Annotated in this window: 17 protein-coding genes; 5 read left to right on the top strand and 12 right to left on the bottom strand. The window is 56.7% G+C overall.

What is annotated here, in order from left to right; genetic code table 11:
- Positions 1-6: 6 nt before the first annotated feature.
- From BN4275_RS15745 to BN4275_RS15710, 8 genes are read right to left on the bottom strand one after another with little or no spacing between them, the layout of a single operon-like run.
- Entirely contained in the window at positions 7-1,407 is a 1,401-nt protein-coding gene (locus BN4275_RS15745) for a V-type ATP synthase subunit B (RefSeq protein WP_066459978.1), read from the bottom strand.
- On the bottom strand, positions 1,407-3,182 hold the full coding sequence (locus BN4275_RS15740; protein ID WP_066459977.1) for a V-type ATP synthase subunit A: 1,776 nt from the start codon (positions 3,180-3,182) through the stop codon (positions 1,407-1,409). Before BN4275_RS15740 ends, BN4275_RS15745 begins: the two co-directional genes overlap by 1 nt.
- 23 nt (positions 3,183-3,205) lie before the next feature.
- The gene (locus BN4275_RS15735) at positions 3,206-3,529 is read right to left on the bottom strand and encodes a V-type ATP synthase subunit F (protein ID WP_066459976.1); all 324 of its coding nucleotides are present in this window, start codon (positions 3,527-3,529) and stop codon (positions 3,206-3,208) included.
- Positions 3,522-4,499 (bottom strand): V-type ATPase subunit, encoded by a 978-nt coding sequence (locus BN4275_RS15730; protein WP_066459975.1) that lies wholly within the window; start codon positions 4,497-4,499, stop codon positions 3,522-3,524. Before BN4275_RS15730 ends, BN4275_RS15735 begins: the two co-directional genes overlap by 8 nt.
- Before the next feature lie 35 nt (positions 4,500-4,534).
- A complete protein-coding gene (locus tag BN4275_RS15725) occupies positions 4,535-5,122 on the bottom strand; it encodes a V-type ATP synthase subunit E (RefSeq protein ID WP_066459974.1) in 588 nt (195 codons plus the stop codon).
- 44 nt (positions 5,123-5,166) lie between these two features.
- Entirely contained in the window at positions 5,167-5,661 is a 495-nt protein-coding gene (locus tag BN4275_RS15720) for a V-type ATP synthase subunit K (protein ID WP_066459973.1), read from the bottom strand.
- Complete coding sequence (locus BN4275_RS15715) at positions 5,654-7,672, bottom strand: V-type ATP synthase subunit I (RefSeq protein ID WP_066459972.1); 2,019 nt, start codon at positions 7,670-7,672, stop codon at positions 5,654-5,656. Before BN4275_RS15715 ends, BN4275_RS15720 begins: the two co-directional genes overlap by 8 nt.
- A gap of 39 nt (positions 7,673-7,711) precedes the next feature.
- Complete coding sequence (locus BN4275_RS15710; RefSeq protein WP_066459971.1) at positions 7,712-8,020, bottom strand: hypothetical protein; 309 nt, start codon at positions 8,018-8,020, stop codon at positions 7,712-7,714.
- A gap of 654 nt (positions 8,021-8,674) precedes the next feature.
- On the opposite strand from BN4275_RS15710, the gene BN4275_RS15705 reads away from it, so the two are divergent.
- The 5 genes from BN4275_RS15705 (at position 8,675) to fba (ending at position 17,044) form a co-directional block, all read left to right on the top strand.
- Entirely contained in the window at positions 8,675-11,704 is a 3,030-nt protein-coding gene (locus BN4275_RS15705) for an MBG domain-containing protein (protein ID WP_066459970.1), read from the top strand.
- A 507-nt stretch (positions 11,705-12,211) separates the two neighbouring features.
- Positions 12,212-13,894: an efflux RND transporter periplasmic adaptor subunit gene (locus BN4275_RS15700; protein ID WP_066459969.1), complete on the top strand. Its 1,683-nt coding sequence runs from the start codon at positions 12,212-12,214 to the stop codon at positions 13,892-13,894.
- A complete protein-coding gene (locus tag BN4275_RS15695; protein ID WP_278276527.1) occupies positions 13,891-14,622 on the top strand; it encodes an ABC transporter ATP-binding protein in 732 nt (243 codons plus the stop codon). The genes BN4275_RS15700 and BN4275_RS15695 overlap by 4 nt, the downstream gene beginning before the upstream one ends.
- The gene (locus tag BN4275_RS15690; RefSeq protein ID WP_066459967.1) at positions 14,615-15,898 is read left to right on the top strand and encodes an ABC transporter permease; all 1,284 of its coding nucleotides are present in this window, start codon (positions 14,615-14,617) and stop codon (positions 15,896-15,898) included. Before BN4275_RS15695 ends, BN4275_RS15690 begins: the two co-directional genes overlap by 8 nt.
- A gap of 207 nt (positions 15,899-16,105) precedes the next feature.
- Positions 16,106-17,044, top strand: coding sequence for a class II fructose-1,6-bisphosphate aldolase (fba, locus tag BN4275_RS15685; RefSeq protein ID WP_066459966.1), 939 nt, complete (start codon positions 16,106-16,108; stop codon positions 17,042-17,044).
- A gap of 56 nt (positions 17,045-17,100) precedes the next feature.
- On the opposite strand, the gene hydG is transcribed toward fba, so the two are convergent.
- From hydG to BN4275_RS15665, 4 genes are all read right to left on the bottom strand, one after another.
- A complete protein-coding gene (hydG, locus tag BN4275_RS15680; RefSeq protein WP_066459965.1) occupies positions 17,101-18,513 on the bottom strand; it encodes a [FeFe] hydrogenase H-cluster radical SAM maturase HydG in 1,413 nt (470 codons plus the stop codon).
- Between the two features lie 75 nt (positions 18,514-18,588).
- Positions 18,589-19,644, bottom strand: a complete 1,056-nt coding sequence (gene hydE / locus BN4275_RS15675) for a [FeFe] hydrogenase H-cluster radical SAM maturase HydE (protein WP_066459964.1) — start codon at positions 19,642-19,644, stop codon at positions 18,589-18,591.
- Positions 19,632-19,910, bottom strand: a complete 279-nt coding sequence (locus tag BN4275_RS15670; protein ID WP_066459963.1) for a TM1266 family iron-only hydrogenase system putative regulator — start codon at positions 19,908-19,910, stop codon at positions 19,632-19,634. The genes hydE and BN4275_RS15670 overlap by 13 nt, the downstream gene beginning before the upstream one ends.
- A 227-nt stretch (positions 19,911-20,137) precedes the next feature.
- Positions 20,138-21,010, bottom strand: a complete 873-nt coding sequence (locus BN4275_RS15665) for a polysaccharide deacetylase family protein (protein WP_242863734.1) — start codon at positions 21,008-21,010, stop codon at positions 20,138-20,140.
- Positions 21,011-21,025: the final 15 nt, after the last annotated feature.

Below are 21,025 nucleotides of genomic sequence, written 5' to 3'. Positions count from 1 at the left end.
GCGTCATCAGGCTTCTTCCTCTGCAAGGATATCGCCGTATTTGCCGTAATGCTCGTCGAGGAATTCGTCCTTGATACGTTTGAGCTCACTTCTCGGCAGGATCGAAAGCAGCTGCCAGCCGATCCGCAGGGTCTCTTCAATGTCGCGGTTGGCGGTGTAGCCCTGCGAGACGAAGTGGCGCTCAAACGCGTCGGCAAACTTCGCATAGAGCAGGTCGATGTCGGTCAGAGCCGCTTCGCCAAGGATGACCATGAGTTCCTTCGCGTCCTTGCCGCGCGCGTACGCCGCAAACAGCTGATTTAAGACGTTCGAATGGTCGGCGCGGGTTTTGCCTTCGCCGATGCCCTTGTCCTTAAGCCTCGAGAGGGAAGGCAGCACGTCGATCGGCGGGGTGACGCCCTTGCGGTACAGGTCACGGGAGAGGATGATCTGACCTTCGGTGATGTAACCGGTGAGGTCTGGGATTGGGTGGGTTTTGTCGTCCTCCGGCATCGTCAGAATCGGGATCATGGTGATTGAGCCGTTCCTGCCGCGCTGGCGTCCGGCGCGCTCGTAGATCGACGCGAGGTCGGTGTACATGTAGCCAGGGTAGCCGCGGCGTCCGGGGACTTCCTTGCGGGCCGCGGAAACCTCACGCAGCGCGTCGGCGTAGTTGGTGATGTCGGTGAGGATGACCAGCACGTGCATGCCCTTTTCAAAGGCGAGAAATTCAGCGGCGGTCAGCGCCATACGCGGGGTTGCGATACGTTCGACAGCCGGGTCGTTTGCGAGGTTGATGAAGAGTACCGTGCGGTCGAGCGCGCCGGTTTCCCTAAACGAGTTGATGAAGAAGTTCGATTCCTCGAAGGTGATGCCCATCGCGGCAAAGACGACCGCGAACGGTTCGGTGGTGCCGCGCACCTTCGCCTGGCGCGCGATCTGCGCGGCGAGGTTCGCGTGCGGCAGGCCGGACGCCGAGAAGATCGGCAGCTTTTGGCCGCGGACCAGGGTGTTCAGGCCGTCGATGGCCGAAACGCCGGTCTGGATGAACTCCTGCGGGTAATTGCGGGCGGTCGGGTTCATCGGCAGGCCGTTGATGTCCATGCGTTTTTCCGGCAGGATTTCCGGGCCGTTATCGATCGGACGGCCGAGTCCGTCAAATACGCGGGAAAGCATATCTTCAGAAACGCCCAGCTCCATCGTGCGGCCGAGAAACCGCACGCGGGAATTGGAAAGGTTGATACCAGTGGAGGATTCGAACAGCTGAACCAGCGCATTGCTGCCATCGATCTCCAGCACCTTGCAGCGGCGTTTCTCGCCGGAAGCGAGTTCGATCTCACCGAGTTCGTCGTAGGTGACGCCTTCAACGCCACGCACCAGCATCAGAGGACCCGCAACCTCCTGGATTGTCCTGTATTCCTTGGGCATTAGTCTTCCTCCTTCTGCGCGAGAAGCGCTGCGGCTTCATCGGACAAAGTCTTTTTGATCTGCTCGTACTCTGCCTGGACTTTATCGTCCTCGATGTATTTGAAACGGCCGATCCGCTCGCGCACTGGCAGTTTGACCAGTGCGTCAATCGAAGCACCTTTTTTGAGCGCGTCGAGGGTGGTGTCATAGAATTCGAGCACAAGCTTCATCATCAGGTACTGTTTCTCGAGCGGCGTGTAGGTATCCGTCTCGTGGAAGGCGTTCTGATGCAGGAAGTCCTCACGGATCGAACGGGCCGTCTCAAGCTTCAGACGGTCGGGCGCGGAGAGCGCGTCCATACCGACCAGCTTGACAATCTCGTCGAGCTCGGCCTCGTCCTGCAGCATCCGCATGAGGCGCGCGCGCAGGTCGGACCAGTCCGGATGGACATTTGCGTTAAACCAGACAGAGGTGTTGTCGGAATAGAGCGAATAACTGGTCAGCCAGTTGATCGCGGGGAAATGGCGCTGATACGCCAGGTCGGAGTCGAGGCTCCAGAAGACCTTGACGATACGCAGCGTCGCCTGGGTGACCGGCTCGGAGATATCGCCGCCGGCCGGGGAAACCGCGCCGATGACCGACAGGGCGCCCTCGCGGCCCTCCCTGCCAAGGGTGTGCACGCGGCCCGCGCGCTCATAGAACTGCGCCAGACGGCTTCCGAGATAAGCGGGGTAACCTTCCTCGCCGGGCATCTCTTCGAGGCGGCCGGACATCTCGCGCAGCGCTTCCGCCCAGCGGGAGGTCGAGTCGGCCATCAGCGCGACCGAGTAGCCCATGTCGCGGAAATATTCCGCGATGGTGATGCCGGTGTAGATCGAAGCCTCACGCGCCGCAACCGGCATATCCGAGGTATTCGCGATCAGCACGGTGCGCTCCATCAGGGAGTAACCGGTTTTTGGGTCTTTCAGCTCGGGGAATTCGTTCAGAACGTCGGTCATCTCGTTACCGCGCTCACCGCAGCCGATGTAGACGACGATATCCGCTTCTGCCCATTTCGCCAGCTGGTGCTGGACGACCGTCTTGCCGGAACCGAACGGGCCCGGGACAGCCGCGACGCCGCCCTTGGCGATCGGGAACAGGGCGTCGATGACACGCTGGCCGGTGACAAGCGGCATATCGGGCGGGAGTTTTTCTGCATACGGCCTGCCGCGGCGGACCGGCCAGCGCTGCATCAGGGTGAGGGACTTTTCTTCGCCGGAATCGGTTTCGACTGTTGCAACCACGTCGACGACGGTGTAATCACCCTCGCTGATGGTCTTGATCTTTCCGGAGATGCCATAAGGGACCATGATCTTATGCAGGACGATCTTGGTCTCCTGGACGGCGCCAATGATATCGCCGGCCTCAACCGCGTCGCCCGCCTTGACGGACGGAACAAAATGCCATTTATTTTCGCGGTTCAGGGAGGGGACTTCGATGCCGCGCTCGAGGTTGTTGTGCCCGGTCGCTTCCATGATGGCGTCCAGCGGGCGCTGAATGCCGTCGTAGATGCTCTGGATCAGTCCTGGTCCAAGTTCGACGCTCATCGGGGCGCCGGTGGATTCTACCGGTTCGCCCGGGCCGAGGCCGGAGGTCTCCTCATAGACCTGGACGGAAGCCTGGTCTCCGTGAATCTCGATGATTTCACCGATCAGGCGCTGGTCACTGACGCGCACAACGTCAAACATGTTGGCGTCGCGCATCCCTTCAGCGATAACCAGCGGGCCGGCGACCTTTTTTATCGTACCTTTGCTCATTTTTTCAACTCACCTGCTTACACTTAGTTATCATTATTGAAAATGATGTCGGAGCCAACTGCCTGCTCCACCGATTTTTTCACATTTCGGATACCCATCCCGGTATTTCCGGAAACGCCGGGGATGGGTATGATTGCGGGGAGGGGAGCGCTGCGGTATATTTCCAGCTGTTCCGCAAGGGCCTCGGCGAGCGCTTCGGTGATATAAATCACGGCGTATTCGCCTTCCGCGAGGTCCTTGAGCTGCCTGGCTGCCTGGTCGGGCTCGGTGACGGGATAGGTATCCAGTCCGAGCGCCGCGAAGCCATAGATGCTGTCGCGATCCCCGATGACTGCTACTTTATACATACATATCCCTTACCCTTTCCCGGACCACGCTGTCCGGCAGGCCGTTGAGCTTGCCCGAAAGGATGATCCGAACTGTTTTGATCTCGTTTTCACGGCCAAGGATATAGGCGGCCAGCGGGCCGACGCCGTGGGCCACATACTGCTGCGACTGGATCATCTCGATGATCGCGTTGTCACAGTACCGCTCAAACGCCGCAGAGGACTGCTCCAGGATCGGGGCGCCTGCGGCAAATTCGGTTGAGGAAAGGCAATTGCCGATCGAATCAACCCCTTCCATCGCGGCGCGCGCGAGGCGGGTTACATCGAGACTGTCGCATGGGCACAGTGCCCGGCGGATGAATTCGAGGGGTTTGCCGGTGCGGTGGCAACGCACCGCGATCTTCACATCCGCCGCCACGACGGTCATCTCGGCATACTTGCGGATCAGCTCGTTTTCCGAATCCTTGCCCGCTTTGTAAATCGCTTCGAGCGCCGCGCGGTCGATGATGATGTCGCACAGCTGGCCGTCATGGGTGCGAGCGAGCGCGTTGTAGCCCTCTTCGGCCGCGGCGCGCATGCCTTCAGGCAGCATGGCGAAATTCCGGTCGCGCAGGCAGGTGAGGATCAGGTCCACATCCACCGTGCCGTTTTTCATGTAGATGCCGAAATCCTCGTCGCCGGTACAGACCTGCTTGATGGCCGCTTTGAGATTGTGGTAGTCGTTCGCGTAGAGGAACACGTCGAACACCGACATGTCGTCTACCACTTCGCGGATCACTTCCCAAGTCTTTTCCCGTTCCATCGCGAGCAGCTCTTCAGCGGTGGGGTTCGCGACCGCAAGGTCGCCCCAGCCTTTGTCCATGAGCAGACGCATGCATTCGCTGTAGCTTTTGGTCGCAAGGAGCTGTTCGATCGTCTGGCTGGAAAAGAGGGTCAGTTCATTGGAGCGGATGCGCGCAACCGCATAGATATATGACAAATCAGAAGACATTGCTTAAACCTCCTTTATCTGGGATTACGCGCATCTTATGCAAAGAGGAGCTCCTGTACCTTATCCTGCAGGTCTTCGCGCGCGGCGTAGAAGAGGGCTTCGATCGAGCAGTTTTCCTCGATGCCGCCGTACACCAGCACGAAACCGCCGTCAATGTCGCGGGTCTCTTTGGAAATGGTGAGCTTTTCGCCCGAAATCACCTTGCCAAGGCTTTCCGCAAAGCCGGCGGGCAGGCGCGCCAAGTCGCGGGGGGAGAAAAGGATCTCGCCGTCCTGCGCGAGCGCAAATTTTCCGGCCATTTTCAGAATCAGGGCGAAGTAGTCCGCATCCGGCAGGGAATAGATCGACTGCTGCGCGTCCGCGATGGCCGCGCCGATGATCTCCTGCTTTGCGGTGAGGATCGCGCGCCGACGCGCAAGGTCGGCGGCGGATTTGGTGGAAGCAATGTAGTTCTGCACCGCCGTTTCGGACTGCTCGTCGATATAGCCGCACTGGATCTTCGCTTCCGCTTTGGCATTCTCAACGATCTGGGCCGCTTCGGTTTTGGCCTGCGCGATGACCTCGTCCGCCTTCTGCTGGGCTTCGTCGTGAATCTGCTTTAAGATTTTTTCGAGTCCTGTCATAGCAGAGTTCTCCTAACTAAAATAAGTACGGTCATCATCCGCCATTAAATGTTCATGCCAGCAACGCCGTTGATGGACAGCAGGGAGATGAGCAGCGCGAGGATCGCGTAGGTTTCGACCATTGCCGGGAAGATCATCGCTTTACCAAACTGGTCCGGCTTTTTCGCAACGAGGTTGATCGAACCGACCGAAGCGCGGCCCTGGTAGCAGGCGCTCTGATAACCGGCGATCGCCATCGGCAGGCAGGCGCACATATACATAATGCCCTTTGCGGTGGAGATCTCAACCGGGGTGCCGATGACGCCCGCGTTTGACAGGCAGATAAATGCGATCAGCAGGCCGTAGATGCCCTGGGTGCCGGGGAGCAGCTGAAGGATCAGGACCTTGGAGAATTTACTGGGGTCTCCGGTGACGACGCCAGCGGCCGCCTGGCCGGCAATACCGGTGCCGACCGCGCTTCCGGCGCCGGCGAAACCGGCCGCGAGCGCGGCTCCGAGAATTGCGAATGCGATACCGAGGTTCGAGAAGATACTAGACATTATGGGTGTCCTCCTTGATTTTGTAATATTTTGTATGCACTGCGAACGGGTCAAACTTCCGTCCGCCACCCTCATAAAATTTACCGAAGAACTCGACATACTGGAGACGGTTGGTATGCACATATGCGCCCAGAAGCTCGATGCCGAAGTTTAAAAGGTGCCCGAAACAGAACACCAGGATAAACACGATCGCGCCCACGAGGCTGCCGCCCATCATGGAACCCATCTGGTTGATGACGGTGCCCACAACACCGGTTGCGAGTCCCAGCGCCAGCAGGCGGGAGTAGGAAAGTACATCGCTCAGGTAGCTGGTCACGCCGTACAGCTCGTAAAGGCCCTGGATGAATTTGACGACCGGGTTTTTCGAGTCGCCGTTCGTGAGGGTGATGCCGACCGCGCCGATAATCGTGACCCAGGTCGAAACGGTTCCCACTGTGGCGGGCAGCTTCTGGACCTGGAGGATATTTGCGATCATGTCGGTTGAAAGCAGCAGCAGGATACCGCCGCCGACGAGCATGTACCAGAAGACGACCTTGGTAACAGCTTCATAGTAGCGCTTCGCTTTGAGATGCTGGTAAAGCTGAATGCCCAGGCCGATGAACAGGTGGATGACGCCAAGCCCCATACAGAAAACGAGCAGGCGCATCGGTTCATTGAGCGGGATGAACCAGAGCGGCGGGATGGTGATATCGACCCCGAAGAAAACCCGCCCAATCACGTCGACCACATCGCCGAAGTAGCTGGAGAACATGATGCCCCAGAACATGGTGGAGATTCCACAGTAGAGGAACATTTTCATCATGTTGCGCATTCCGTCCTCCATGTTCTTAAACTTCCACAGGACAAACCCGCAGCCGAGCGTGACCATCGCGCCGTAGCCGGTGTCGGAGAACATGAGCCCGAACATCAGATAATAGAAACAGGCAACAATCATGGTCGGGTCGATTTCGCCCTTGGTTGGCAGCGCATAGGATTCCACGACGCTTTCAACCGGTTTGGCGAAGCCGTTGTTTTTCAGAAGCACCGGGACATCCTCATCCTCGCCGGGATCGGATATCGAAACGCAGATGTCGTAGCTGTTTTCGAGCTTCGGCACCAGCGCGGCCGCTTCGACCTGCGGGATGTAGCCGGTAAGGAAGAAGGTGGATTTCGACTGCATCGAGCGGCCAACCGCGTCATACTTTTCGATTCTGATGTTGCAGTAATCGATGAGGAAACGCAGGTCGTCGCGAGCGCCGAAGAATTCGCGGATATTTTCCTCCGCGGCGTCGATGATCGTCAGCGCGGCTTCGAGCGCGGCTTCGATCTCCTTTTTATGTTCCGCCGGGGAGAGTTTGGAAGGGGAAGCGGGACGGACAAAACCCATTGTGCGCAGCGCGGCTTCCACAGCCGGGCCGTCCGGACGCGCGCAGAGGATCAGCACGCAGGTCTGGTCGGCGCTGTGGCTGATGATGTCCACATTCACCGCGCCGGCGTTGGGGGCGTTTTCGGCCAGCCCCGCGTAGATGGCTTCGAGCGGGAGGTCGTCGGAGAAAGATCCAACAAAGCCCGCGGTGGAGCGGGTGCCGTCGAAGCGCATTGAAACGCCCAGCCCCATCCAGGGCTCAAGCGAATCGAGCTGTGCCTGCAATTTCAGGATTTCGGCCTTGTTTTCGGCAATCTTTCGGGAGAGGGCCGTCAGAGTCTGCGCCTGATTGAGCACCTGCTCATATTTGGATTCAAAGCTCTGATAATCCGCAGCGGACACCGGTTTTCTACCCTCCAGGGAGGAAAGCATGGAGCTTTTTACCGGATTGTAGGTATCGAGCACTTCAAGCGCCTGATTTGCAGCGGTGATCGCTTTTTCAAACTGCGATTTTGAAGCGGACGTATCCACTTTTTCAAAACCGGGGTCCTGCGCAGAGAGATCTGAAATCTCGACCACGCCGCACCGCTGCAGGGTATCCAGAATTTTTTTGCGGTCTTTTTTCAGCGCGCATATGCTGATGCGTTGCATCTGCAGCACCGCCATAGAACGGATGCCTCCTTTTTGGTGGAATGGGGGAACGCGCTAGATCAGTTCGGTCAGGATCAGATTGCGGACCTCGCCAGCCTTGGCCTTCGCGCGCTCGTGAAGTTCCGCGATTTCCTGTTTGGAAGCAGCCACTGCATCGGTCTGCAGGGACTTGCTGTTTTCGCGGGCCGCGTCAAGCGCCGCGGCCGCCCTGGCTTTTGCCTCGGCGGTCATCTGCGAAATCGTCTGCGAAGCCTCCGCCTGCGCCTTTGCCAGAATGTTTTTGCGCTCTTGCGTAGCAGCTTTCTCGATCTGCTCGGCTTCAAGTTCAGCCTCCCGGACAGCCCGGATGGTCTCTTGCTCCATTTTCTCACCACCAATTCCTATAAAATTTATATAATAGTTCCTATTTGGGTCAAATAAAGTTACCCGGTTTTAGACCTATTGAATAATATTGTATAACAATTCTGGTAAACAATCAATATAAGCGATTGATTATTTTTAGACGAAGAATAATAATTTCTCAACAAAAAATTGGGATTAAATATAAAAATAACCTCCAATTTTTATGCGATTCCGCTGTAAAAACCGGTCAAAATTTTAAGACAACAGCTATATTGTACTATAAGTTTTTGATAATATCAAGAAAAAATAGTGAACATATGGAAATTTTATGATAACTTTTTATTAACGCAATCTTAACACGGATTTTTGCAACTTTAAAAGGGCTGAGGTGCAAAATGGCAGTTTTTCCAAGGATATGCTGTTGAATTTGACGATATATAGGAGTAAAATGTAAGTATCAGGCAGACAATCCCTGAGATTTTGTTATTTTATGAAAATTGTGAAGTAAATTTCAGAAATTCTGTTACTATTATTATAGGAAATATCCACGGCGTTTCTATGGGCATTTCCAAGTATCTGCCCAAATTTTAAGCAGATCTTCGGATTTGTCCAACCAGAGTTTGAAAAGCAGATACATATATATAGGAAGGAACCTGTTTTTAAGGGGGATTCAGTATGAAAAATGCAAACCGGCCGCTTTTCTGGCTGCTTATTTTAACCGCCGTTTTGACAGTGGCGCTGTCCGGAATGAGCGTTTTTGCACAGGAGGACCCGATTCTGCCAGGCAGCAGTTCATCGGCGGATTTGGGATCATCGGAAGGGGTGCCGGCGAACTCTACTCCGGTGACGACCAGTATTGCGCTGAGCTACGAAAATATGCAGGCGTCGGGGATCACCTACGGACAGGCGCTTTCGGAATCAAAGCTGACCGGCACCGCCAAAGCCGGAAGCGAGACGGTTGCGGGGTCCTTCAGTTGGTCGGACACCGACAAGACCGCCAAACCGGACGCGGGCACACACACCTATCAGGCGACCTTTAGACCGACGACGACTCCGGCCGATACGGAATATACGAATCTGACAGTCAGCGTTTCGGTTGATGTGGCCAAGCGGACGGTCACCGTCACACCGAAAAGCGGACAGGGAAAGGTTTACGGCGCCACAGACCCGGCGCTGACGTATGACTATTCGGTCGCGGAGGGAATGCCACAAGCGCCTCAGTTTACCGGTACACTTTCCCGCGACCCGGGGGAAAATGCGGGCAACTATGCAATCGAGCAAGGAAGCCTGACCGTCTCCGAGGATTACACGATCCATTTTACCAGTGGCGTGAATTTCACAATTTCGCGGCTGCCTATCACGGTGTCGCCCACCGCCGGCCTTGCCAAGACCTACCGTCCTGGGACACCGGACCCTGATCCGGCGCTCACCTTCCGTGTCCTGCGCAATTCGGACGGCGCCGACCTGGGGAACGTTCTGACCGGAAGCCTTTCGCGCGCTGCGGGCGAAAATGCGGGGAGTTATCCGATCGGGCTCGGCACGGTGACGAATGCGGGGAACCCGAACTACGATATCTCCATCTCCGCCGCGCAGTTCACAATCAACGCGCTGCCGGTTACGGTGACGCCGAAAGAGGGTCAGTGGCGTTACTATGTGCCGGGCAGTACTGCGGCGGAAACGATCCCTGTGGAATACGACGTTTCGGTCTCGGCTGGATACGATGCGGCCGCGGTCAAGAAGGAACTGGGCAATCTTTCGTGCAGCGTCGGGCCGGGCGCTGGAAGCTATGCCATCACGAAGGACGGTTTTGCGGCAAATGCCAATTATACGGTCGATTTTGTGGGGAAAAACTACGAAGTTCAAGCGCTGCCGGTGACTGTCACGCCAAACGCGAACCAGAAGAAAACATACGGGGACGCAGACCCTGCGGCATATGGCTACAGCGTGTCGGCGGACCTGTCCGCCGATCTGCTGGCAAAGGCTGAAGCCGAACTGGGAAGCGGGCTTCTGACCCGCGAAAGCGGGAATACGGTGAAAACTTATCCGTTCAAATTGAATGGCAGTTATCCCAATTATGTCATTAGTTTGCAGAGCGGGAGTTTTGAGATCGTTAAGCGGGAGGTTACGCTCAACCTGCTTTCGGCGAGCAAGCCCTATGACGGCACAACCTCCCTTTCGCTTTCGCATCTCAGCTACAGCTTTAACAATATGGCCGGCGGGGATACTTTGCGGCTTGGTGCCGTGAGCGGGCATTTCAGCAGCGCCGGATCGGCGTTTCAGGACACGCAGGTAACTGCGACGCTCACATCGGCTTCGCTCGACAGCGCGGCAGCGGTAAACTATACGCTTAAAAATCAATTCCCGCTGACCGTGAACAATTCCAGCACCAAGATCACAAAAAAATCCTCCGTCGGTACGCCGACCGCATCGCAGATCAACCAGTGGATGGCGGACAATGCGGTTGCGGCGAACGATATGGATACGATCGATGAGATCGTTAGGGCGGTTCGCAACATGAGCGCGTCCGAAAAGAAGCGGCTGAACGCCACTGCGGTCACCCGGCTCGGCAACCTGTATGCCAATGTGCATGGGGTGCGGGAACGCGTTCGTGTCTCCTACGACACCTCCTTCTCTTCAAGCAGAAGAATGCCGGACGATGCGGATAATTATGCTTACGGCGCGGCAATGGCTTCCCAGCTCAGCTATGGTACCGCCACGGTCGAAATTTCCCAGCAGAGTCCTTCCGGGAAGGCCAAGCTGCAATTCACGGCGCGCCTGTGGGATGGAAGTTCATATGTGACCGCCCGCACGCCGGTCCGGCTGAAGGTCGCGCTGCCCAGTGGCTTTGACCGTTCGGAGGACTATTATGTACGCACCAGCGGCGGGGATGAACTTGGCGTTTCGATCTACCGCAGCGGCAGCTATTATTATGCGGAATTCACCGCCACAACAATGACAACCTTCCGGTTTATGGTGGACGATTCGGATGACGACGATGATGACGATGATGACGATGACGACGATTATGAGGTTTCCGAATTTTGGGAGGATGTGATCGACCGCATCAGCGATGCGGACCGTGGAGATACCGTGCGGGTCAGCGTTGGGTCGCGCACCTCGATGGCGGCGGATGTCCTGCGCGAGCTGGAAGGCCGCTCGGTTACGCTGGTGCTGCGCCGTTCCAACGGGGAGACAATCACCATCTATGGACGGGACATCGACCGCATCCCTTCCTCCCGTGACAGCTATACGATGAAGACGCTGGCTTCGCTTTATGATTCGTCCAGCTCCTCCTCGAAATCTTCCTCCAGTTCAAAAAGCAGCAGTAGCAGCAAGGCGAGCAGCTCCGGCAACTACGCGCCGGTGATTTCCTCTTCGACGGCCTGGACGCCTCCTTCAGCCTGGACGCCCGCCGCCCCGACGTGGACGCCGTCCTCTTCGACGAGCTCCGCTTCGTCAAAAGAGGAGCCCATGAGCGAGCCGGAAGATTCCGAAGAGGAGGAACCGGATATTGTGATCAAGGCGGAAGAGGATGAGGATTCCTCCTCGGAGGAGTCCTCCGGAGCGCGGCCGGTTGGCGGCGAACCGATGGATTCCAAACGATTTGGGTTGTTTGCGGTGCTTGTAGTGGCAGCGGCCGCGCTGGCGGCGGGCGGCATTACGCTCGGCGTATGGCTTTATCGCAGGAATCAGGAAGATGATTGACGCAGATTGCTATCAAAACGGTGTTTCGAGCGCCTTCCATGGCATTTTTGCCATGGAAGGCGCTCGTTTCTGCATGATTTCTTCAATTTTGCAGGGAGGGTGGGAATTGCGGTTGCACACACCTGGCAAGTATGGTATATTGAGACTATAAAGTTGTAAATATGAGGCGGCTGTGAAAGCCACGTAAAAGATATCTTCACACCCTCACCCCCCTATAGATTGGAACGGTTTGCGAGATGTAGTTGCAGGCCGTTCCATCTTTTTTTGCCAAATTTGAAGTTGAATGGGGTGCATGCTCGTTTTTTTGTTTGGAGAGGCCGGAAAGCCTTGACTTTCCAGCTGGTGGAAGGTGTATCTTTACAATGCGACGGCAAAGCCATACATTTCCACACATTTTTTTCACCCAGCTGTTCTGTTTATTAAAATCCAGTTCATATTCCGACTGTATGATAGTCGGTGTGACACCAAGGAGAAATATCGCATTATGCGAATAAAGGAGCGAACAAGATGACGGAGACTACCGACAAAAAACCTCAGGCCGAGGGGCAGGAGACCGCAATCGACCTGCTGCCTGAGCCGGATGTTCAAATCCAGCAGGAGATCAGCCGGTTTACCCGTAAAAAGCCCAAAAAGAAATGGATTATCCTGGCGGTGATTCTTGTGGTTGTGGGCGGGTTTGGAGCCTTTCAGGTTTTTGGGCCGAAGGATACGGCGCTGCCAATTTCCACCACCACACTGGAAAAGACCGATCTCGTCAACCAGATCAGCCTTTCCGGCACGATCGAAAGCGCCGATTCCGCCAAGGTATATTCCAAGGTGAGCGGCGGAGGCCTCATCCAGACCGTGAACGTCAAGGTGGGGGACTGGGTGGAAGCGGGCGATGTGCTCGCGCAGTTTGACACCGAGGACCTCGAGCTTTCCATTGCAAAGCAGCAGGCGTCGATCGCCCAGGCCGCGAAACTCAATGAACATAACATTGAAGTCAACCGCAAAAAGCTGGAAAACGCCCAGAATAATATCGATACCGGGCTTGACGCGGAACTGCTCGCGGCGGAAAACGCCCTGCGCAACGCGCAGCAGGAGCTGAACGATGCGCGCAGTGAGTATAATGACGCCGAGGATCTACATACCAGCGCGGACGATGACCTGACCAAGGCGGAAAAAGCCTTCTACAAGGCGGAGCGGGAGCGCGATGACGCGGAAAAGGCATATAACAATGCGCTCAAAGACCCAGACGCGACCGACGAGGAGAAGAAGGACCTCAACGATGCGCTCAAAGCCAAAGAGGACGCTTATGACGAAGCGCGCCGGGTGCTGCTTAACGCGGAGGGCGCGGTCGACGAGCTTTCCGCCGAGCGCCGGTCCTACCGCCGCGCGCGGATCGCGTATGAAAACGCGCTCGCCAGCAAAAACTCCATCGAGAATTCGGTGAACCAGAGCCTCGACAGCTATGAGGACAGCATCAAGGGCAGCGAACTTGAAGCGGATCAGACGGTCAGCCAGCTCGAATTGAAGCAGCTGCAGAAGGATCTTGCCGAATCGACCGTCGTCGCGCCGATTTCCGGTACGGTCACCGCGGTCTACGCCAAAGAAGGCGCGCCCGCGAGTGGTTCGCTGTTGTTTGTCATCGAGAATACCGACAGCCTGGTCGTCAAGACCTTTGTCAAGGAATATGATGTGGCAACCGTAAAGGAAGGCATGAAAACCGAAATCAAAGCGGATGCGACCGGGGAACAGGTCTTTGACGGCGAAGTGCAGAAGATCTATCCGGCCGCGGTCAAGGCAGAGGACGGCTCGACCAAAAGCGACAGCAGTTCGGTCGAGTTTGAAACCGACGTTTCGCTGTTGTCACAGGATTCCGGCCTGCGTGTCGGCATGAATGTGCGTCTCAATGTGATCGCGGCTGAAAAGGCGGGCGTCTATGCCGTGCCGTTCGAGGCGGTTGCAACAAACCAGGAAGGGCAGGAGGTCGTTTATACCACTACGACCGACGGGGAAGGCCGGACCATCGCCAAATCCATCCCGGTACAGGCGGGGATGGAGACCGACTTTTACCTTGAAATTTCCGCACCGGAGCTCACCGACGGCATGCCGATTATTTCAAGCCCCGCCGGTATCACCGACGGAACCGAAGTAAGGCCGCTGCCGGCAGGCATGGCGGCGATGAATGGGGTGGCTGTGGCCGGATGAGTGACATGAAGCAAAACGCCGCGCAGCGTCCGATTATTGACATGCGCGGAATCATTAAGCGCTTTTACATCGGCCAGCCGAATGAGCTCACCATTCTGAAGGGCATCGACCTCACGGTGCGCAAAGGGGAATTTGTCTCGATCGTGGGGCAGTCCGGCTCAGGCAAGTCGACACTGATGAACATCGTCGGCGCGCTTGACCGCCCTACGCTGGGCGATTATACCCTCGATGGCGTCCCGATGCGGGATGTCCCGGACGATATGCTTTCTGAAATCCGAAACTGCAAAATCGGGTTCGTTTTTCAGACCTTTAACCTCATCCCGCGCACCAGCGCGCTTTCAAATGTCGCGCTGCCGATGCTCTATGCGGGTGTCCCGGCGGGCAGGCGCAACGCGCGCGCTAAAGAGCTGCTTGAGCAGGTGGGGATGGCCGACCGGATGAAACACCAGCCAAACGAGCTTTCCGGCGGTCAGAAACAGCGTGTGGCGATTGCACGCGCCATGGCAAACGACCCGTCGATCATCCTCGCGGACGAACCGACCGGCGCGCTTGACAGTGAAACCGGACGGCTGGTCATGGATCTTTTCCACCGGCTGCATCAGGAACAGGGCAAGACGATCGTGCTCATTACCCATAACCCGGAGCTGGCCGCGGAAACCGAGCGGATCGTCACCATCAGCGACGGGCAGATTACCGGTGTGCGGCAGGGAGGTGCGGTGCATGCTTAACCTGAGGGAAAACATCCAGCTCGCCGTCAACGGCCTGCGGTCAAATAAGATGCGCGCGCTCTTAACCATGCTGGGCATCATCATCGGCATCTCGTCGGTCATCACGATCGTCACAGTGGGTGATTCGATGACAGCGTCGGTCACCAGTGTTTTTGCGGACATGGGCGCGAACAGCTTTCAGCTCAGGATCACTGATAAGCCGGATGAAAACGGCAATACCAACTGGAACCGCCAGTACGAAAAGGAAGATTACATCAGCGACGAAATGCTTGCAATCTACAACGAACAGTTCGGAGATGAAATTGACGTCTGGGGCGCCACCGTGAATGTCGGCCCCGGGCAGGTTCAGGTGGGCCGCAAACAGGAAGATATCAATATGCTTGGCATCAACGCGAACGCCCTTGGCATTCAGAACATTGAAATCGTTGCCGGGCATGATATCTCCGAACGGGAGGTCAGCGGCGACAAACAGGTGGCGGTCATCTCGGAAAAGATGGCGGAGAAGCTCTTCCCCGGCGTCCCCCAACAGCAGGCGCTTGGTCAGGAGATCAAGGTGCGCGCCTCCCAGGGGCTTTACACTTTCACTATTGTGGGCCTCTATCATTATGAGGTCACGGGTATGATGGCGGGGATGGTGGGGGATACCAACAATCTGGTGATTGTGCCCACCGGAGTGGCCAAGCAGATCGCTCTGGACGGCGGCGCGAGCGATACGATTGAGAACTACTACGGTATCCAAGTCAAGGCAAAACCCGGTGTGGACGTGGAGGACTTCGCACAGCGAAGCGAAGCATTCTTTAACAAGGCTTTCTACCGCGGCAACAAGTACGTGGAGGTCTTCGCGGAAAATATGGACAGCATGATCGGCAGCATGACCTCCATGATGGATACCATGAAGCTGGCCATCTCGGTGATCGCGGCGATTTCGCTGTTGGTTGGCGGAATCGGCGTCATGAACATCATGCTTGTCTCGGTCACCGAACGCACCCGGGAAATCGGCACCAGAAAGGCGCTCGGCGCGAAAAACAGCGCCATCCGCGTGCAGTTTATCGTCGAATCGATGATCATCTGCCTCATCGGCGGGGCGATCGGCGTGCTGCTCGGCACGACGCTCGGCCGGCTGGGTTCGGTCGCGCTCGGCGCGCCGGGCTGGCCTTCGCTTTCGATCGTGCTGGTCGCGGTGGCTTTTTCAATGGGAATCGGCGTGTTCTTCGGGTATTATCCGGCGAACAAAGCGGCAAAACTTGATCCGATCGAGGCGCTGCGCTACGAATAAACAGGTTCCCTTTCCGGCCCGGCGCCAAAACAAAGGTTTTGGCGCCGGGCTTTTTGTGCATTTACAACGCATCTTTGGGATGGAATCCGGACTTTTCGGAACAATTGAGCAAAAGTGACCAAATCAGCTTGTATTTTCCCGTGAAAATGTTATAATCAAAACGGTCACAGAATAGTAACCCGAATGAGGAAAAGGAGTTGTGTTTACATGCCGTTGGTAACTACTACCGAGATGTTCAAAAAAGCCTATGATGGCGGTTATGCAGTTGGCGCGTTCAACGTCAACAACATGGAAATCGTCCAGGGGATCACCGAAGCTGCTTCCGAATTGAAAGCGCCGGTTATCCTGCAGGTATCCGCTGGGGCGCGTAAGTACGCAAAGCACGTTTACCTGATCAAGCTGGTGGAAGCGGCTGTTGCGGACAGCGGTGACATCCCGATCGCCCTGCATCTGGATCACGGCCCGGATTTTGAAACCTGCAAATCCTGCATTGACGGCGGTTTCACCTCGGTTATGATTGACGGCAGCTCCCGCAGCTTCCAGGAGAATATAGAGGTCACCAAAAGGGTGGTCGATTACGCGCATGCCCGCGGCGTGGTCGTCGAGGCGGAGCTTGGGAAGCTTGCCGGAATCGAGGACGCGGTCAACGTGAGCGCGGAGGACGCCTCCTACACGAACCCGGCCGAAGTCGAGGAATTCGTTTCCAAGACCGGCGTTGACTCGCTTGCCATCGCCATTGGCACCAGCCACGGCGCATATAAGTTCAAACCCGGCCAGAAACCGCAGCTGCGTTTTGATATCCTCGAAGAGGTTTCCCGCCGTCTGCCGGGCTTCCCAATCGTGCTGCACGGCGCTTCCTCGGTCATGCAGGACCAGGTTGCGATTGTCAATCAGTTCGGCGGCAAGATGCCGGACGCCATCGGCATCCCGGAGGAGATGCTGCGGGATGCGGCGCGTTCCGCCGTCTGCAAAATCAACATCGACTCGGACATCCGCCTTGCGATGACCGCTGCGATCCGCAAACACATGGCGGAGCATCCGGATCACTTCGATCCGCGCCAGTACCTGACCCCGGCCCGCGACGCGGTGCGGGAGATGGTCGCGCACAAGATCAATGAAGTGCTCGGCTGCGCCGGAAAAGCGTGAACTGATAGGAATAGGAAAGCCCCGCCGCATAATGCGGCGGGGCTTTTTGCATCTTTTTAAAACCGAAAATCCCGTTTTCCAATTTCGATGTCAGCGAGGCGCTCTGCCGTAAGGCGGCGCACTTTCTCGTTCGGGATGAGCGGGATGGTCTGGGCGATCATTTTTTCGCCTTTTGCGCGGGTCTCGGGCGAGGCATAGTCCATCAGATATTCCTTGAGGGTCATCAGCGCGTTGGGCTGGCAGCAGTTGCCGATCTGCTGCGTTTTCACAAGGCTCATGAACCGGTCCCCGGTGCGGCCTTCGCGGTAGCAGGCGGTGCAGAAGCTCGGGATGTGCCCCAGATCCATCAGCCAGGAGACAACCTCGTCGAGGGTGCGGTTGTCGCTGACGTCGAACTGGGCGGAGTTCTCCTCCTCCTTTTCGGCATAGCCGCCGACACTGGTGCGGGACGCGCCGGAGATCTGCGAAATGCCAAGATGCAGGACCTTTTCCCGGGTGGTCTGGGATTCACGGGTGGAGATGATCATGCCGGTGTAGGGGACCGCCACACGCAGGACGGCCACAATTTTCTGAAAAATCTCATCCGAGATGGCGTTATTGAATTCGTCCGGATCGATGTCATCGGCGGTGCGCACGCGCGGGACGCTGATGGTATGCGGCCCCACGCCGAACACCGCCTCCAGATGCTCTGCGTGCATCAGAAGGCCTACAAAGTCGTATTTATAAAGATTGAGGCCGAACAGCACCCCGCAGCCCACGTCGTCGATGCCCGCCTGCATCGCGCGGTCCATCGCTTCGGTGTGGTAGGCATAGTTGCTCTTTGGGCCCGCCGGATGCAGGTATTCATAGCTCTCCCTGTTATAGGTCTCCTGGAAGAGGATATAGGTTCCGATGCCCGCGTCCTTGAGTTTTTTGTAGTTTTCGACGGTGGTCGCGGCGATATTCACATTCACCCGGCGGATCGAGCCGTTTTTGTGCTTGACGCTGTAGATGGTTTTGATGCTTTCGAGCACATATTCGATCGGGCAGTTGACCGGATCTTCGCCGGTTTCAAGTGCGAGGCGTTTATGCCCCATGTCCTGCAAAGCGGTGACTTCGCGGACAATGTCCTCCTGCGAAAGCTGCTTGCGGGCGATGTGCTTGTTGTGATGGTGGTATGGGCAGTAGCGGCATTCGTTGACGCAGTAGTTGGAAAGGTAGAGCGGCGCGAACATCACGATGCGGTTGCCGTAATTTTTCTCCTTGATGTCCATTGCAAGGGAGAAAATCTTCTGGAGGTAGGCCGGGTCGTCGCATTCGAGCAGCACGGCGGCCTCCCGGTGGGAAAGGCCCCTGAGGGTGGCGGCTTTCGTGAGGATTTCGTCGATCAGCGGGAAGTTATCCTTGTTTTTTTCCGCGTAGGCGAGGGTTTCCTTGATCTCAGTATCGTCGATAAATTCGGTCGCGATCTTCGACTTCGGATTGTACATGGTGCAGGACTCCTATCATATCATTTTTCTCTATCGCAGGCGGGGAATCCCTTTGGAGCAGCGTGCGCTTTGCCATCAGGATTCCGGGCTGTTCAGACGCCGGTAATCGCCGCGCTCGGCGGTGAGGGTGTAGCCGATGGACTCCATCTTCGCCTGCAGTCGGGCGCGGCTTTCAGCCGCTTCATCGCCGGTGCAGAGCTTGCCGTTATATAAGGTGTATTTTTCGCGTACGCCGGTGGGAGAGAGGTTTGGCATCACCACATTCGCACCGGCGAGAATCCCACGTTCACGCCCGTCCAAAGCGATGGTGGCGAGCGCCGTGGTGGCGGGAAGCAGCACGTCCGGAAGCATCAGCCGCACGAGCCCGAGCAGAAACAGCGTCAGCTCCAGCCCGCCAGTAGGGAAATCTTTGAAAGGCGTGTCCGCGTGCGGAATGAACGGCCCGATTCCCACCATCTGCGGGTCAAAATCGTGCAGGAACCGCAGATCCGCGGCAAGGGTTTCCGGCGTCTGCCAGGGCGAGCCGACCATAAATCCGGCGCCGGTTTGAAAGCCAAGTTGTTTGAGAGTGTTAAGGCAGGCCATACGGCTTGTGAGCGTCTGCGTGGGCGGGTGCAGGCGCGCGAAATGTTCCGGATCAGCGGTTTCATGCCGCAGCAGATATCGGTCGGCGCCCGCTTCCCGCAGCAGATGGTAGCTTCTTTCGGTTTTTTCCCCCACGGAAAGAGTTACGGCGCAGTCCGGCCAGGAGCGTTTCATCTGCCGTACGATTTCACAGAGTCGTTCGTCGGTGAAATACGGGTCCTCGCCGCCCTGCAGCACAAAAGTGCGAAACCCGAGCGCGTAGCCGTTTTCGCAGCAGGAAAGGATTTCCGGCAGGGTGAGCCGGTAACGCCGGGCTTTTTGGTTGCTGCGCCGGATACCGCAGTATAGGCAATCACATTTGCAGTGGTTGGTGAACTCGATCAGCCCGCGGATATACACCCGGTTCCCGAAGCGCTCCCGCGCGGCGCGGCGGGATTTTTCAAAGAGGTAGTCGCAAAGCTGCCGGTCAAAGCCGGTGAGCAGCCGGACAAAGTCCCCGGGTGGCAGGGTGCGCTCGGCTTCGAGCCGGTCGATCAGTTCCCGCAAGCTGTGCCATCCTTTCCGGTGGAAAGCTTCGAATAGACCGTTTTAATGTTGACGCCGGGGACCATCCCCAGCTTGCCGGAGAGCGAGCTGATGACGTCGTTTGGAGCGTCGATCACCACGCTGATGATGCTGACGCACTTCTGGTGGTAGGGGATGCCCATCCGTCCGACAATGTATTGGTTATAATCGTGCAGGATGGCGTTGAGCCGCCCGACGGCATCCATGTCTTCCACAATGATGCCTATAAGTGCAATCCTGGTTTCCATCTTTTTGCTTCCTTTCAAAATTAAAATAAAAGACGTACCGCGCAAAAAGGCGCGGTACGTCGAAAAAACCGATTCTATCCGCCTTTGTGTTCGGGTCGAACCCTCTGCGCGCAGGTCAATCTCGATTCTGTTTTGCAGCCCTCCTCCGCGGTTTGCTCCCTTGGGGTCGGGTCAAATTGATGTTGCTTATGACTTATTATACCAGCACGGGCGGCATAAAACAAGGGTCATTTTCCCTGTGCTTTTTCGAAAATCGTCTGGATTGAGGTGCCGTGCGGCCGGTTGAACCGGCGCAGGTGGTAAAGCTGTTCCGGGTCGCCGGTGATGTAATTGAGCTTTTCCTCGCAGGTGAGGGCGGCTTTAAAACCCAGCTGCTTAATAACGGGGAGCGCCTCCTTGCTGATCTGCCCAAACGGATAGGTGAAGCAGGACGGCTGGTAGCCGTCGAGATGTTCGGCGCATTCAGCCTGAAGCCTGCCAAGGTCCTCCAACAGCATATTCTGGTAGGTCAGCGCGCTTTCTCCCGATTTCATTTTGGAGCCGTGGCGGCCCTTGTCGTTTATATGCAGGTTGTAAGAATGATTCTGGATTTCGACAAGGCCGCTTTCATGCAGAAGGCCGAGCTGGTTCCAGGTGCAGTGGGAATAACGGATGTGGTGGTCGTCGACCTCGCTGTACTGGTCGGCGAGGGTTCCCACGACTGAAAAGACCGATTTGAAGCCAAATTCCTTTAAGATGGGGAAGGCATATTCATGGAAGCTTTCGTATCCGTCGTCGAAGGTGATCATCACCGGCTTTTCAGGCAGCGGGACGCCGTCCTGCACATAGTTGAGAAGGTCCTGTATGACGATTGGCGTGTAGCCGCTGTCCTTGAGATACTGCATATCGCTGCGGAATTCATCGGGGGAGATGGTATATTTATTGAGGCGCGCTTCCTCTTTCAGAATATGGTGATACATTGCGACCGGCAGCTCGATCCCTTCCGGCTGCGGCTGAGCGGCGGTTGGGACAGCAATGCGCACCGCGAGCCCGGCGATCGAAACGACCAGTGCGAGCGCGAGCGGGAAAATAATCTTGTCAAGGATTTTCAATCGAATCACTTCCATCTGTTACTT

It is taken from the genome of Anaerotruncus rubiinfantis (assembly GCF_900078395.1).
Lineage (GTDB): Bacteria > Bacillota > Clostridia > Oscillospirales > Ruminococcaceae > Anaerotruncus > Anaerotruncus rubiinfantis.
Note: the sequence above shows the minus strand (reverse complement) of the source record. Positions and strands in the feature narration are given on the sequence as shown.

Coding starts and splice junctions, on each gene's coding strand:
- BN4275_RS15720 (WP_066459973.1), bottom strand. CDS start 5,661: ATGTCTAGTATCTTCTCGAACCTCGGTATCGCATTCGCAATTCTCGGA.
- fba (WP_066459966.1), top strand. CDS start 16,106: ATGCCGTTGGTAACTACTACCGAGATGTTCAAAAAAGCCTATGATGGC.
- BN4275_RS15730 (WP_066459975.1), bottom strand. CDS start 4,499: ATGTCTTCTGATTTGTCATATATCTATGCGGTTGCGCGCATCCGCTCC.
- BN4275_RS15725 (WP_066459974.1), bottom strand. CDS start 5,122: ATGACAGGACTCGAAAAAATCTTAAAGCAGATTCACGACGAAGCCCAG.
- BN4275_RS15670 (WP_066459963.1), bottom strand. CDS start 19,910: ATGGAAACCAGGATTGCACTTATAGGCATCATTGTGGAAGACATGGAT.
- BN4275_RS15695 (WP_278276527.1), top strand. CDS start 13,891: ATGAGTGACATGAAGCAAAACGCCGCGCAGCGTCCGATTATTGACATG.
- BN4275_RS15735 (WP_066459976.1), bottom strand. CDS start 3,529: ATGTATAAAGTAGCAGTCATCGGGGATCGCGACAGCATCTATGGCTTC.
- BN4275_RS15745 (WP_066459978.1), bottom strand. CDS start 1,407: ATGCCCAAGGAATACAGGACAATCCAGGAGGTTGCGGGTCCTCTGATG.
- BN4275_RS15740 (WP_066459977.1), bottom strand. CDS start 3,182: ATGAGCAAAGGTACGATAAAAAAGGTCGCCGGCCCGCTGGTTATCGCT.
- hydG (WP_066459965.1), bottom strand. CDS start 18,513: ATGTACAATCCGAAGTCGAAGATCGCGACCGAATTTATCGACGATACT.
- BN4275_RS15690 (WP_066459967.1), top strand. CDS start 14,615: ATGCTTAACCTGAGGGAAAACATCCAGCTCGCCGTCAACGGCCTGCGG.
- BN4275_RS15710 (WP_066459971.1), bottom strand. CDS start 8,020: ATGGAGCAAGAGACCATCCGGGCTGTCCGGGAGGCTGAACTTGAAGCC.
- BN4275_RS15700 (WP_066459969.1), top strand. CDS start 12,212: ATGACGGAGACTACCGACAAAAAACCTCAGGCCGAGGGGCAGGAGACC.
- BN4275_RS15705 (WP_066459970.1), top strand. CDS start 8,675: ATGAAAAATGCAAACCGGCCGCTTTTCTGGCTGCTTATTTTAACCGCC.
- BN4275_RS15715 (WP_066459972.1), bottom strand. CDS start 7,672: ATGGCGGTGCTGCAGATGCAACGCATCAGCATATGCGCGCTGAAAAAA.